The organism is Pseudomonas sp. AFG_SD02_1510_Pfu_092 (assembly GCF_003331055.1).
GTDB lineage: Bacteria > Pseudomonadota > Gammaproteobacteria > Pseudomonadales > Pseudomonadaceae > Aquipseudomonas.
Genome location: NZ_PUQD01000014.1, coordinates 39,047 through 52,852, shown reverse-complemented (window position 1 = coordinate 52,852; position 13,806 = coordinate 39,047). Strand labels below are relative to the sequence as shown.

Genomic DNA, 13,806 nt, shown 5'->3' with positions numbered 1-13,806 from the left:
TCCAGATCAGCGAAACAGGGGCAAGCCAGAGGGGTGATTCTTTGCCTTCCGAGGGGCCGCTGGCAACACCCGATTCCCGCCGCCGGTTGCGCTGGGCCTGCAGCCAGGCAGGTCGCTCAACGGTTGGACCACTTGTCCAGCAGGATCGACACGAACTTCTCCGCCGCTGGCGACAGCGACGCCCCGCGTCGATAGACCAGGCCAAGGGTGCGGGTGACCTGGGGTTCGATCAGCGGCACGCTGACCAGGGTCGGGTGGTCGGCGCTGGGCATGGCCAGGCTGGGCATGGCCGACACACCCAGCCCGGCCTCGACCATGCCCAGCGAGGTGGACAGGTGCTGAACTTCATAAAACCACTTGGGCCGCAGGTTGAGCCCGGACAGGGCATGGTCGAGCAACATGCGGTTGCCGCTCAGGCGGCCCACGCCGATCAGCCGGTAGTCGGCCAGTTCCGTCCAGGTCACGGCGTCGCGGTCGGCCAGCTTGTGGTCGCGACGGCAGGCCAGGACGAAATGCTCCTGCACCAGGGAGACGAACTCGATGTCCGGGTGTTGGCCGCTCATCATGTTGATGCCGAAATCGGCTTCACCGCGCAGCACGGCTTCGAGCCCTTCGTTGGCGCTGAGGTCCAGCAGCCGAATGCGGATCTTCGGGTACTGCTGGTTGTAGTCGCGGATCACCGACGGCAGGAAATAGAACGCTGCGGTCGGGATACAGGCAAGGGTTACCTGGCCGGTCTGGCGTTCGGCCAATTCGCGAATGCTCAGGATCGAGTCCTCGAAGTCGTCCAGCAGGCGCCTGGCCTTGGGCAAAAAGTCACGCCCGACGCTGGTGAGGCTGACGCGGCGGGTGGTGCGTTCGAGCAGCGAAGTGCCCAAACCTTCTTCCAGCTTCTTGATCCGCCGACTGAGGGCGGGCTGCGACAGGTGCAGCGCTTCTGCGGCTTCGTGAAAACTCCCCAGTTCGGCGATTTTCACGAAAGATCGTATGTCTTGCAGCTCATATTCCATCTCGAATCGCTCTCTGGCCCAGGCCTGTTATTGATGCTTGGATCGGAATAATACCTACGATATTTGCATTGGATTGATTTATCCGTCCCTGTCAATCTTGTGTCCACAACATCAATGATGTCCATTGATCAACAAGAGTGCGAAATCATGCAACGAATTCCTTGCGTACTCATGCGCGGCGGCACCTCGAAGGGGCCGTTTTTCCACGCCTGGGACCTGCCTGCCAATGTGGTCGAACGCGACGAATTGCTGATCAACCTGATGGGTTCCGGGCATGAACTGGAAATCGACGGCATCGGTGGCGGTAGCCCGCAGACCAGCAAGGTGGCGATTGTCAGCCCTTCGCTGCATGCCGACGCCGACGTCGACTACCTGTTCGTCCAGGTCATGGTCGCCCAACGCCGGGTCGATACGGCGCCCAACTGCGGCAACATGCTGTGCGCCGTTGGCCCGTTCGCCATCGAGCAAGGCCTGGTCAAAGGCCAGGAGGGCAAGACCTTGGTGCGCATCCGCAACCTCAACACCGGGACCTTCGTCAACTCGCTGGTGGAAACCCCGGGCGGCATCGTGCGCTACGAAGGCCGCACGGCGATCGATGGCGTACCGGGCACTGCCGCGCCGGTGCAGCTGACCTTCCTCGATGCGGTCGGCAGCAAGACCGGCAAGCTGTTCCCGACCGGCCAGGCCAGGGATGTGCTCGATGGTGTCGCCGTCACCTGCATCGACATGGCCATGCCGATGATGGTGGTGGAGGCCAGCCAGCTGGGCGTCACCGGTTCGGAAACCCCGGCCGAACTCGACGCCAACGGCACACTGCTCGAGCGCCTCGAGGCGTTGCGCCTGAAGGCCGGCAAGGCCATGGGCCTGGGCGATGTCAGTGGCATGGTCATCCCCAAGCCGGTGCTGGTGTCCAGGCCCCGCTACGATGGCACCTTGCAGGTGCGCTACTTCATGCCGCACAACTGCCACCGCGCGCTGGCCATCACCGGCGCGATCGGCCTGGCCACGGCCTGCGTCAGCCCCGGCACGGTCATCGGCGAACTGCTGGGCGAGGGTGCCGAGCAACTGGCCGAGGTACGCCTGGAACACCCCAGTGGCGGCATCGATGTGGCGCTGTCGCGCGGCGGTGCCGATGGCAAGACCATCCAGGCCTCGGTCGTGCGCACCGCCCGGCGGCTGTTCTCAGGCTTCGTCTACGCCCCTACCTTGCGCAGGCTGGCCGGGTAGCCCCGGCGCCAACCCTGGCCTGCACCTTCGCACAAGCGCATCCGCACAATTTCAACAATGGGTGATGCCTCATGAGACTCGCCAAATCGCTGTACTTCCAGATCCTCTGCGCCGTCCTGCTGGGCGTGGTGGTCGGCCACTTCTGGGCGCAACAGGCCGTTGCGCTCAAGCCGCTGGGTGATGCGTTCATCAAGCTGATCAAGATGATGATCGCCCCGGTGGTGTTTTGCACCATCGTCACCGGTATCGCCGGCATGACCGACAAGCGCTCGCTGGGGCGCTTGATGAGCAAGACCTTGCTGTTGTTTCTGCTACTCACCGTGGTCAGCCTGATGATCGGCCTCGCCGCGGTGTACCTGTTGCGCCCCGGGGTCGGCATGAACATCGACCCGGCCACCCTCAGCACCGCAGGGCTCGGCCAGTACGCGGCGTCTGCGGCGAAGCTCAGCGTGGTCGACTTCTTCATGCACATCATCCCGGACACCTTCATCGGTGCCTTCAACAAGGGTGAAGTGCTGCCGGTGCTGTTCATCGCGGTGCTCAGCGGTTTTGCCCTGTCGTCCATGGGCGAGAAGGGCAAGCCGGTACTGGATGTGCTGGAATCGGCTTCGACCATGGTGTTTCGCATCTTCGGTTACCTGATGCGCTTCGCCCCGGTCGGCGCCTTCGGTGCACTGGCGTTCACCGTCGGCCAGTATGGCGTGACCTCGCTCGGCGCACTGGCCAAGCTGGTGGGGACGTTGTACATCGCCTGCGCGTTCTTCGTGCTGGTGGTGCTCGGCGGTATCTGCCGGGCGCATGGTTTCAGCCTGTGGAAGCTGCTGCGCTATTTCCGCGAGGAATTCCTGGTGGTGCTCGGCACATCGTCCACCGAGCCAGTGCTGCCGCGCATGCTGGAAAAACTCGAAAAGCTCGGCTGCAAGAAAGGCGTGGTCGGGCTGGTGCTGCCTACCGGCTATTCCTTCAACCTGGACGGTACCGCCATCTACCTGTCGCTGGCGGCGGTGTTCATCGCGCAGGCCTGCAACATCGACCTGACCCTGGGCCAGACGGTGACCATGCTGGCGATCATGCTGTTGTCGTCCAAGGGCGCTGCGGGTGTGACCGGCAGCGGTTTCGTGGCGCTGGCCTCGACCCTCACGGTCATTCACGACATCCCATTGGCGGGGCTGGCCTTGCTGATCGGCATCGACCGCTTCATGTCCGAAGCGCGCGCGCTGACCAGCCTGGCCAGCAACGCCGTGGCCACGGTGGTGATCTCGCTGTCGGAGAACGCCTGTGACCGGGAAACCTTGCTGCGCCGCCTGAACCGTACCCCGGCGCTGCCGGCCGAGGCGGGCGCTGCGCCGGCCGACTGGTCCGCCGAGCCGCGCCACCACGGCTGAAAGGCACTTCTTCCTCCCATCGTTGACTTAAAATCCCACTCAGCATCCTGGCGATGCCGAGTGGGGTAGGGGGCCGTCTGCCTTGCCGATGGCCGCAACAGCATAAAAACAAGAGAAAAAACCATGCTCGCACTCCTGGGCCTGATCATGGTGGTGACCTTCACCTACCTGATCATGAGTAAACGCCTGTCGCCAATCGTCGCGCTCACCGTGGTACCCATCGTCTTCGCCGTAATCGGTGGCTTCGCCCCCGAGCTGGGCAAGATGATGCTCGATGGCCTGAAGATGGTCGCGCCGTCGGCGGCGCTGTTGCTGTTCGCCATCCTGTTCTTCGGCCTGATGATCGATGCCGGCCTGTTCGACCCGCTGATCCGCAAGATCCTCAGACGCGTCAATGGCGACCCGATCAAGATCGCCATCGGTACCGCGCTGCTGTCATTGCTGGTGGCGCTCGACGGTGATGGCACCACCACCTACATGATCACCTGCGCGGCGATGCTGCCGCTGTACAAGCGCATTGGCATGAACCCGATGATCCTGGCCACGGTGTCGATGCTGTCGCTGAGCATCATGAGCGGCATGAGCCCCTGGGGCGGGCCGGCCACCCGGGCCATCGCCGCGCTCGGGCTGGATGCCACCGAGTACTTCATCCCGATGCTGCCGACGGTGATCGGCGGGGCGGCCTGGGTGGTGTTCACCGCCTACCTGCTGGGCCGCGCCGAGCGTAAACGCATCGGCAACATCGCCCTGGAATCGGGTGGCGGCAGCTGCTACATCAAGGAAATCCTCGGCGACAACCCGCACAAGCGGCCACGCCTGGCATATGTCAACCTGGTGCTGGTGATCGCGGTAATGACCGCCCTGGTGCTGGGCGTGATGCATTCGGCGCTGCTGTTCATGATCGGTTTCGTCGCGGCGCTGATGATCAACTACCCGCAGCTGGAGCTGCAGAAGGCGCGTATCCTCGCCCATTCGGGCAACGCCATGACCGTGGTGCTGCTGGTATTTGCCGCCGGCATCTTCGCCGGGATCTTCTCGGGGACCAAGATGGTCGATGCGCTGGCGCAGACCCTGGTCGACTGGATTCCCCAAGCCTGGAGCCACTGGTTCCCGCTGGTGGTGGCGCTGACCAGCATGCCGCTGACCTTCGTGCTGTCCAACGACGCCTACTACTTCGGCGTGGTGCCGATCCTGGCCAACGCGGCTGCTGCCTACGGCATCGACCCGGTGGAAATCGCCCGCGCCTCGGTGCTGGGCCAGCCTGTGCACCTGATGAGCCCGCTGGTGGCCTCGACCTTGCTGCTGGTGGGCATGGTCGATCGCGATATCGGCGACTTCCAGAAGGCCACGGTGAAATGGGCAGTGCTCACCTCGCTGGTGATCACCGCGCTGGCCCTGCTGACCGGGGCGTTGTCCTTCTTCGTCTGACCTGCGTCGGGCGCCCCGGCGCCCAGTACCAGCCGACCCCCCCTCCAAGAACAACAATAGAGTAACCATCATGTCCCGAGCTGTTTTCCGTGGGGCCACCTGTGGCCTGCTCTGCGGCTGGCTGCCTGTGGCCGGCGCTGCCGGATTCATCGACGACGGCAAGCTCAAGCTGCAGCTGCGCAACGTCTACTTCAACGAAAACTTCCGTGACGAACACGGCATGAGCGCCCGCGCCGCCGCAACCGCCAAAAGTGAACGGGTGGAGTGGGCGCAGGGCTTTCTGCTCGACTACCAGTCCGGCTTTACCCAAGGCCCGTTGGGGCTGGGCCTGGATGCCATGGGGCTGGTAGGCGTGAAGCTCGATTCGGGCCGCGGCCGCAGCGGTACCGGGCTGTTGCCGGTGCATGACGACGGCCGCGCCGCAGACCAGTTCGCCAGTGCCGGGGCGACCGCCAAGGCGCGGCTGGGGCAGACCGTGCTCAAGCACGGCACCTTGCTGCCGAAGACGCCAGTGCTGGTGTACAACGATGCGCGGTTGCTGCCGCAGACCTACCAGGGTACGCAACTGACCAGTACCGATGTCGACGGCCTGACGCTTACGGCCGGGCGTCTGGAGCGTTTCAAGCAGCGTGATTCCTCCGACAGCACCGGCCTGTACCTGGATGGTTATGGCGGCGGCGAGTCGGGCGACTTCAATTTTGCCGGTGCCGACTACGCCGTCAGCAAGCAGCTGCGCCTGAGCTATTTTCATGGCCAGCTCGAGCACTTCTACCGCCAGGACTATGCCGGCCTGGTGCACGACCTGCCGTTGGCCGGCGGGGTGCTCACCACCGACCTGCGTTACTTCAAGAGCCGCGACAGCGGCGCCGCGCATGGCGGCGAAATCGACAACGACATGTTCAGCGGGCAGCTGGCTTACAGCCATTCCGGGCACACCGTCGGTGCGGGTTACCAGGTGCTCGACGGCACGGCCGGGCTGCCGTACATCAGCGGCGCGACGGTTTATTCGTTCAGTAACGTCGGCATCGGCAAGTTCATCGAGGAGGAAGAGCAAACCTGGATGGCGAGCTATGCCTACAATTTTGCCGTGGCCGGTGTCCCCGGGCTGACCTTCATGGCGCGTTACCTGAGCGGCGACAACGGCCGCTCTGCTGAAGCCGGGCTCAGCGAGTGGGAGCGGGACATGGAACTGGCCTACGTGGTGCAATCCGGGCCGATCAAGGGGCTGGGCGTGAAACTGCGCAACTACGTGTACCGCTCCGACTTTTCCCGCGGGCGGGACAGCAACCGCGTCTACCTGACCTACGATATCGCGATCTGGTAACGCACCGGCGCGGGCCTGCGCGCCCCGGTGCGCGTGCCCGCTGCCTCAGGTGGCGGACGGTTGTGGCGCTTTCTTGCCCAGGCGGATCAGCTCGTTGGAGAAACACAAGCCGCACAGGATCAACGCGGCGCCCATATACAACGTGTCGCGCGGCACTTCGTTGAGGACCACTAACGCCAGCAGCGCGGCAAACAGCGGCTCGGTCAGCTCCAGTGCCTGGACTTGCGACGGCTTCAGGTACTCGATGGCCTTGGTGGTGCAGAAGAAGCCGAGGATGGTCGGCAACGCCGCCAGCGCCAGCAAAGCCGACACCGCCACCAGCGACAGCTCGCCGATGCCGAAGCCATCGGTTGCCGCCGGCATCAGCAGGTAAAGGCTGCCGAACAGCAACAGTTGCCGGGTAAAGTGCAGGCCGCCGGATACGCCCATGCGCTTCATGGCCACCGAAAAAGCGCCGTAACCGCACCCGCCAATCGCCGCGAGCAGTGCGCCTTGCAGGGTGAAGCCCTGTTCCAGGTCGGCGCCGAAAATGACCGCGATGCCGGCAATGGTCAACCCGGCACCGACCGTCACGTTGGCGCTGATCGGCTCTTTCAGAACGATTCGGCCCAGCACGATCGAGGCTATCGAGGCGCTGGCCATCAACATCACCACGACCCCTGCCGCCGCATAGTGCCGGTAGGCCGAGGTTTCAAAGTGGAACAGCACGAAAATGCCGAGAAAGGCGCAAATGGCCGCCTGAAACCACTTGGCCGGTTGCGCAGGGCGCTTGAGTAACGGCAACAGCAGCGACAGCAGCAGGCAGCCGAGTACGGTCTTTATCAGGGCGATGCTGCTGGAGCTGAAACCACTGTTCATCAACACTTTGCTAAGGACGCCGATGGTTGCATTCAGTGCAGCGGCGCAGAGGGCAAAGAGCACACCTTTGCCGAAATGAGATTGCATCAGTACTTTCCTTGTAATGGGGCTTCGGGTTTCACGGGAGCACGCCCGGGGCGGGCGTGTTTGCAGTTATGTCGGTGCCAGGTCGACATGCAGGCGATAGCGGCCCGTCTGCTTGGCGACGTACAGCGCCTGGTCGGCGCGTTGCAGTAGCGATGAAGGGCTGTCGAGCGCGGTGCCAGCGGCGCAGGCGATGCCGATACTGGCGGTCACATGCCCGAACGGGCTGCCTTGATGAGGGATGGGTTGCAGGGCCAGGCGCTCGAGCATCAGCGTGGCGACCACCGCTGCGCCGTCGTGGTCGGTGTCGGGCAGGATCACCGCCAGTTCTTCACCGCCGTAGCGTGCCAGCAGGTCGCTGGGGCGGCGGATACAGGCGCCGAGCAGGGCGGCTATCTGCTGCAGGCAGGTGTCACCGGCGGGATGACCATAGGTGTCGTTGTAGCGCTTGAAATGGTCGATATCGATCATCAGCAACCCCAGCGAGGTGCCGTTGCGCTGGGCCCGGCGGATCTCCTGGGCCAGCGCTTCGTCAAAGCAGCGCCGGTTGGCCAGCCCGGTTAGCGCATCGTGCATTGCCTGGCGTTCGAGCTGCTGGTTGCTGTCGAGCAATTGCTGTTGGGTCAGGCGAAGTTCGCTTTCCACCGCGTCGCGCCGGCTCATGGCACGAATCAGCAGCCAGCCGATGGTGCCGGTGAGTGCCAGCAACGCAGCCACCACCAGCAACGACAGCAGCGCCTCGAAGCGCCAGGCGGCGAGGGCTTCGTTCTTGCCCAGGGCGACCGTGGTCACCAGCGGCAGCTTGTCACTCTTGCGAAACGCATAGAGGCGCTCCACGCCGTCCAGGCTGGAGGTGAACGACGCGGTGCCTACCGACTGGTCGACCAGGTACTTGGCATAGATGGGCGACTTGGAGAAGTTGCGGCCCATGTCCTGTTCCCGGAACGGGTAGCGCACCAGCATGGCGCCGTCGGCAAAGGACAAGCCGATGGCACCGTCGTGGCCGACGTCCAGCTTGCCGAACAGTTGCAGGAAGTTCTCCACGCCAAGGGTCATGGCAACCACCCCGGCGAACTCGCCGCGCTGGTCGTTGAAGCGCCGGCTGATGGTGATCACCCATTCCTGGGTGACGCGGCTGCGGATCGGCAGGCCGATGAAGGGCGCACGGGACGGGTCATCGCGATGGTGGATGAAAAACGCCCGGTCGCTGCTGTTGGCGCCGGCCGGGGTGGGGCGGTTGGAAGACATCAGCCAGCGCCCGTCCTTGGCATAGATGGTGATGCCGCTCATGGGCGGCATCAGTGGCGACTGACGCTTGACCAGCTGCGCCAGGCGGTCGATCTGTGCAGGCCCGGTGCCCTCGGTTTCCAGGCGCTCGACCAGGCCGAGCAACAGCTGTGAGCTCTGGCGGACGATACCTTCGGAATAGGTGGACAGTGCCTGGGTCAGGTTCAGGCCATGGACGTTGATATCTTCCAGGGCGCGCTCGCGAGAAGCCATGACCTTCCACAGCGTTAACGAGGCGAGAGAACAACCGATGATCGATAGCAGTAGAACAACGAGCTGGATGTCACGCTTCACGTCAATTCCTGATGGAGATTCCGGTAGCCAGGCGACGACAGCTATTAACTAACCAAACGGTCAGGAAGTAACGATCTGGTCTACTGCATAATATAAAGCATCAGAATTGTAGAGATGTACGACAAATTTTCGCAAGCACTCAGCTCAAGTAACCCTTGACATAACGCACGGTGTTTTCCAGCGCGCTGGCCATATCGGGATGTGCCAACTGATACTTGCGTTCCAGTTGCTCGCTGGCACGCATGTCGAAGCGCTGGGTCTGGATGAAGTTCAACGATTCGGCGCTGATCGATAATTGCTGTGCCAGCCCGGGAATCGCCAATAGCCACTTGAGCAATCCGATCCTTACATGGTGACGGGGCGCCTTTACCGCCAGCGTAGCGGCGATCTGCGCAAGCATGCCGTGCAAGTTCGGTGTGTGTTCATAAAGTGCCAGGACTTGTCGGTTGGCCATCGCCGGATCGAACGCCACGCAGGTCATCAGCGCCACCAGGTAGTCGACGCTGACCAAGGGCAACCAGTGTTGGGGGGAGCCGGGAATGGCCTTGAACCGGCCTTGTGCCAGGTTGCGAATGAGTTCGGCCAGTGGTTGGCCTTGCACGATGTGGCCGCTTTCACTGTGGCCACATACCGTGGCAGGGTGCACGATCGTGTAGTCCGCGCCGGCTTGCTGCAGGCAGCGGATGACGGCGAAATGGGCTTCGATCTTGCTGCCTTCGTAGCCACCTGCGCGGCGGTAGACGGCGGGCCAGTCGGTGTTTTCCGGGTGCTGGTGATCCACGCCGATGCTGGCCAGGTGGCCAAGGTTCTGCAGCATGAAGCCGCCCACCATCAGCAAGCGCATACGCTGGCTCGCCGCCAGTTCGGCGACGCGCAGCGCCCCCTGCACGTTGACCGCACGGGCACGCTCGATGGTCAGCCCCCAGGTGAACTCCGCCGCCAGGTGGAACGCCACGGCAGCCGAAGACACGCTGCGCATGCCAGCCTCGTCGAGCCCGAGCCCGTCTCGGCTGATATCGCCCTGCACGGCTTGAACATGCTCAGGGTTACCGCCTAACTGGCTTACTTGCTGCCGGAGGCGCTCGAGGTTTTCAGGGTTGCGCATCAGTACCCAGGTTTTGTGCCCGGTCGCTGTAAGACGGGCCAATAAGTGTTGCCCGACAAATCCACTGCCGCCTGTAACGAAGCATTCCACGCTCATGTTTGAGTCCTTGTCTGGAGGTTCTGCGCAGGCTAAGGTGTAGAGCCTACTCTACAGTCAAGGGCTTTATTGCGGTGAACATCGGAGCGTTGGAGCGCCGCAGTGGCGTCAGCCGTCATACGTTGCGTTATTACGAGCAACTTGGGCTGATCGTGGCCCATCGACAGGCCAACAACTATCGCAACTACAGCGAACAGACCGTTGCTGATCTGGCGTTCATTCAAAGTGCCCAGAGCGGTGGTTTTTCGCTGGCCGAGATCGGCGAGATTCTTGCCGCCTGGCGCGGCAATACCATCGATTGCGCGCAAGGCGCGGCATTGGTCGCGAGCAAGATGGCCGAAATCCAGGCGAAGATCACCACGCTGCAAGCGGCCTATGTTTTTCTCGACGCCGAGCGGGTAAAACTTGAAGCCAGTGCCCTGGCCAACGGCCTGACTGTACTCCCATGGCCGGATCATTCGCCGGCCACGGGGTCGTGACTGCCCGGTAAGGCCTATGGAAAACCCCGACTGGGAGCAGGCAGGGCCGAGGTGGTAACGGTCAGAGTGTCGTTGTCTTCCGTGGCAGCCTATGAACGGTACGGTTTTGCCCTGGCAGGGGACGTGGGCGAGTTTGCCGGGCTGATCTACCAGCCGATGGAAAAACGCCTGAGCATTTGAAGGGCCGCTTGCGGCCTGGGCGCTTTGCTCTAGTGTGATTCTGAAATTCGATTGCTGCCGTTGCGTCTGACAGCGGACTTTGTGGGAGCGGGTTTACCCGCGAACACCGGCACAGCCGGTGCCATCTACCGCGGCGCCTGCTTCGCGGGTGAACCCGCTCCCACAGGTACCGCGCAGGCCTTGGACTCACGCTGCACCTGTGGGAGCGGCTTTAGCCGCGAACACCGGCGCAGCCGGTGCCATGCACCGCGTCGCCTGCTTCGCGGGCTTGCCCGCTCCCACAGATACCGCGCAGGCCTTGGGCTCACGCTGCACCTGTGGGAGCGGCTTTAGCCGCGAACACCGGCGCAGCCGGTGCCATCCACCGCGTCGCCTGCTTCGCGGGCTTGCCCGCTCCCACAGGGACGGCGCAGGGCCGGGCTCACGCTGTGCTTGTGGGAGCGGCCGTGGCCGCGAACACCGGCGTAGCCGGTGCCATGCACCGCGTCGCCTGCTTCGCGGGTGAACCCGCTCCCACAGGGCGGTTGCTCACCCCACTGCGGGGCCGGAATACCGATCACCGCGACCGTGGCAACGGCGCGGCCTGGGCCTCGGCAGACGCCGGGGCGGCCTGGCCACGCAGCAGGAAGTGCGACAGCGCAGGGATCAGCACCAGCGCGCCGAGCATGTTCCACAGGAACATGAAGGTCAGCAGCAGGCCCATGTCGGCCTGGAACTTGATCGGTGACCAGGCCCAGCCGACCACGCCGGCGGCCAGGGTGATGCCGACCAGCCCCACCACCCGGCCGGTGAAGGCCACCGCCTGGTGGTAGGCCTGGGCCAGGCTCAGCCCGGCGCGCTGGTGCTGCAACTGCACGCTCAGCAGGTACAGCGCGTAATCCACGCCAATGCCCACGCCCAGGGCGATCACCGGCAAGGTGGCGACCTTGACGCCAATGCCCATGGCCACCATCAGCGCCTCGCACAGCACCGAGGTCAGCATCAGCGGCAGAATCGCCACCAGTGTGGCGCGCCAGCTACGGAAGGTGATCAGGCAGAACAGCGTGACCGCCAGGTACACCAGCAACAGCATGCGGTGGTTGGCCTCACGCACCACCACGTTGGTCGCGGCTTCGATACCGGCGCTGCCGGCAGCCAGCAGGAACTGGTGGTCGGCGTTGCTGTTGGCCTGGGCGAAGCGCTCGGCCACGGCGCTGACCTGGGCCAGGGTGTCGGCGCGGTGGTCCTTTAGGTAGGCGATCACCGGCATCAGCGAGCAGTCGTTGTTGAACAGCTCGGGGGCGTTGACCGAGGCCTGCTGGGCGGCGTAGTTAAGCACGTCCTGATTACGCTGCAGGCTGTTCAGGCGCGGGTTGCCTTCGTAGGTGCCGGCGGTGATCTGGCGCACCGCGTTGGCCAGCGACACGGTGGTCTGCACGCCCGGCAATTGCTGCAGTTGCCAGGCCAGGCGGTCGGCGAGCACCAGTGTCTGGTACTGCAGGCAACCTTCCGGGGCGGTCTTGACCATCACCGCGAAGGTATCGCTGGACAGCGCGTAGTGCGCGGTGATGTAGGCGTTGTCGAAGTTGTAGCGGGAATCCGCGCGCAACTCGGGGGCGCCGCTGTCGAGGTCACCGATTTTCAGCTGCAGGCTGCCCCAGATGCCCAGGCCGGCCAGGGCCAGGGCCAGCAGCAGTGCGGCGCTGGCCCATTGGCGTTCGGTGAAGCGGTCGAGCAAGGCCCATGGGTCGATTGAGGCGGCTTTGCAGCCCTTCGCGGGCGCGCCCGCGCCCACAGGTGTAACGCCGGCCCGGCGCGCATCGAGAGCCAGGGCGCGCTCGGCAGCCTTGCGGCCGACGCCGACATAAGACAGCGCCACCGGCATCAGCAGCAGCGAGGTGAAGATCAGCACTGCCACGCCAATGCTGGCGGTGATGGCGAGGTCCTGGATCACCGGGATGTCGATCAACATCAGCACGGCAAAGCCCACCGCATCGGCCAGCAAGGCGGTCACCCCGGCGACGAACAGGCGGCGGAAGGTATAGCGTGCCGCCACCTGGCGGTGGGTGCCACGGCCGATGTCCTGGAGAATGCCGTTCATCTTCTGCGCCGCATGCGATACGCCGATGGCGAAGATCAAAAACGGCACCAGGATCGAATACGGGTCGATGGCGTAGCCCAGCCAGGCGACGATGCCCAGCTGCCACACCACCGCCGCCAGCGAACACAGCACCACCAGCAAGGTACTGCGCAAACAGCGGGTATAGCAGTAGATGATCAGCAGGCTGGTCAGCACCGCCAGGGCGAAGAACGCCATTACCTGGATCAGGCCGTCGATCAGGTCGCCCATCAGCTTGGCGAAGCCGATCACATGCACGCGGTACTGGCCGCTGGCCTGGTACTGGCTGCGCAGCTGTTCGAGCTTCTGCGAGAAGGCGTGGTAGTCCAGGCCCTTGCCGGTGGCCGAGTCCTGGTCGAGCAGCGGCACGATCAGCATGCTCGAGCGGAAGTCGCGCGCCACCAGGCTGCCGACGATGTTGGCGCGCTCGATGTTCTGCCGCAGTTGCTCGATGTCGCCCGCAGCGCCCTGGTAGCCGTCGGGCATCACCGGGCCGCCCTGGAAGCCCTCCTCGGTCACCTCGGTCCAGCGCACTGCCGGGCTCCACAGCGACTTCACCCAGGCGCGGTCCACGCCCTGGCTGAGGAACAGCTCGTCGTTGATCTGGCGCAGCGTCTGCAGGTAGTCGGGGTCGAAGATGTCGCCCTGGGTGTTCTCCACCACCACCCGCACCGCGTTGCCCAGGCCACGCAGTGACGCGCGGTTTTCCAGGTAGTTGTGGATGTACGGGTGGCTCTGCGGCAGCATCTTGTCGAAGCTGGGGCGCAACTCCAGGCGGGTCAGGGCCATGTAGCCCAGCACCACGGTCGCCAGCAGCATGCACAGCAGAAACGCCAGGCGGTGGTTGAACACCAGCCGCTCCAGGGCGTTGCCCGAGCGTGGGTCGAAAGCGTCGAGGTTGCGGATTACCGGCAGGGTGTCTTGGCGGGTAGCGGCCATCAGGGTCTTCTC

Annotated in this window: 10 protein-coding genes and 1 pseudogene; 6 read left to right on the top strand and 5 right to left on the bottom strand. The window is 64.1% G+C overall.

Annotated elements, in window-relative coordinates; translation table 11 throughout:
• Positions 1-116: 116 nt before the first annotated feature.
• Entirely contained in the window at positions 117-1,010 is an 894-nt protein-coding gene (locus C6A77_RS09105; protein ID WP_114169160.1) for a LysR family transcriptional regulator, read from the bottom strand.
• A gap of 147 nt (positions 1,011-1,157) precedes the next feature.
• On the opposite strand from C6A77_RS09105, the gene C6A77_RS09100 reads away from it, so the two are divergent.
• The 4 genes from C6A77_RS09100 (at position 1,158) to C6A77_RS09085 (ending at position 6,374) form a co-directional block, all read left to right on the top strand.
• Entirely contained in the window at positions 1,158-2,237 is a 1,080-nt protein-coding gene (locus C6A77_RS09100; RefSeq protein ID WP_114169159.1) for a 4-oxalomesaconate tautomerase, read from the top strand.
• A 71-nt stretch (positions 2,238-2,308) separates the two neighbouring features.
• Entirely contained in the window at positions 2,309-3,622 is a 1,314-nt protein-coding gene (gene dctA, locus C6A77_RS09095; protein WP_114169158.1) for a C4-dicarboxylate transporter DctA, read from the top strand.
• Positions 3,623-3,745: 123 nt separating this feature from the next.
• Positions 3,746-5,050, top strand: coding sequence for a citrate:proton symporter (locus tag C6A77_RS09090; RefSeq protein ID WP_114169157.1), 1,305 nt, complete (start codon positions 3,746-3,748; stop codon positions 5,048-5,050).
• 70 nt (positions 5,051-5,120) lie between these two features.
• Entirely contained in the window at positions 5,121-6,374 is a 1,254-nt protein-coding gene (locus C6A77_RS09085; RefSeq protein ID WP_114169156.1) for an OprD family porin, read from the top strand.
• A 45-nt stretch (positions 6,375-6,419) separates the two neighbouring features.
• Here C6A77_RS09085 and C6A77_RS09080 read toward each other — a convergent pair whose 3' ends face one another.
• From C6A77_RS09080 to C6A77_RS09070, 3 genes are all read right to left on the bottom strand, one after another.
• The gene (locus C6A77_RS09080; RefSeq protein WP_114169155.1) at positions 6,420-7,319 is read right to left on the bottom strand and encodes a DMT family transporter; all 900 of its coding nucleotides are present in this window, start codon (positions 7,317-7,319) and stop codon (positions 6,420-6,422) included.
• Between the two features lie 66 nt (positions 7,320-7,385).
• Entirely contained in the window at positions 7,386-8,897 is a 1,512-nt protein-coding gene (locus C6A77_RS09075) for a sensor domain-containing diguanylate cyclase (protein ID WP_114169154.1), read from the bottom strand.
• A 139-nt stretch (positions 8,898-9,036) separates the two neighbouring features.
• Positions 9,037-10,098 carry an SDR family oxidoreductase gene (locus C6A77_RS09070; protein WP_114169153.1) on the bottom strand — a complete coding sequence of 354 codons (1,062 nt, stop codon included), beginning with the start codon at positions 10,096-10,098 and terminating at the stop codon, positions 9,037-9,039.
• A 74-nt stretch (positions 10,099-10,172) separates the two neighbouring features.
• On the opposite strand from C6A77_RS09070, the gene C6A77_RS09065 reads away from it, so the two are divergent.
• Together C6A77_RS09065 and C6A77_RS09060 are read left to right on the top strand one after the other, a co-directional pair.
• On the top strand, positions 10,173-10,577 hold the full coding sequence (locus C6A77_RS09065; RefSeq protein WP_114169152.1) for a MerR family transcriptional regulator: 405 nt from the start codon (positions 10,173-10,175) through the stop codon (positions 10,575-10,577).
• Between the two features lie 45 nt (positions 10,578-10,622).
• Positions 10,623-10,757: pseudogene (locus C6A77_RS09060) on the top strand (GNAT family N-acetyltransferase); the annotation flags it as partial.
• A gap of 556 nt (positions 10,758-11,313) precedes the next feature.
• Here the strand turns inward: C6A77_RS09060 and C6A77_RS09045 are convergent.
• Positions 11,314-13,794 (bottom strand): MMPL family transporter, encoded by a 2,481-nt coding sequence (locus tag C6A77_RS09045; RefSeq protein WP_114169150.1) that lies wholly within the window; start codon positions 13,792-13,794, stop codon positions 11,314-11,316.
• Positions 13,795-13,806: the final 12 nt, after the last annotated feature.

Bases quoted from the DNA above. Each gene is read 5' to 3' on its own strand.
- C6A77_RS09105 (WP_114169160.1), bottom strand. From the start codon at position 1,010: ATGGAATATGAGCTGCAAGACATACGATCTTTCGTGAAAATCGCCGAA.
- C6A77_RS09100 (WP_114169159.1), top strand. From the start codon at position 1,158: ATGCAACGAATTCCTTGCGTACTCATGCGCGGCGGCACCTCGAAGGGG.
- dctA (WP_114169158.1), top strand. From the start codon at position 2,309: ATGAGACTCGCCAAATCGCTGTACTTCCAGATCCTCTGCGCCGTCCTG.
- C6A77_RS09090 (WP_114169157.1), top strand. From the start codon at position 3,746: ATGCTCGCACTCCTGGGCCTGATCATGGTGGTGACCTTCACCTACCTG.
- C6A77_RS09085 (WP_114169156.1), top strand. From the start codon at position 5,121: ATGTCCCGAGCTGTTTTCCGTGGGGCCACCTGTGGCCTGCTCTGCGGC.
- C6A77_RS09080 (WP_114169155.1), bottom strand. From the start codon at position 7,319: ATGCAATCTCATTTCGGCAAAGGTGTGCTCTTTGCCCTCTGCGCCGCT.
- C6A77_RS09070 (WP_114169153.1), bottom strand. From the start codon at position 10,098: ATGAGCGTGGAATGCTTCGTTACAGGCGGCAGTGGATTTGTCGGGCAA.
- C6A77_RS09045 (WP_114169150.1), bottom strand. From the start codon at position 13,794: ATGGCCGCTACCCGCCAAGACACCCTGCCGGTAATCCGCAACCTCGAC.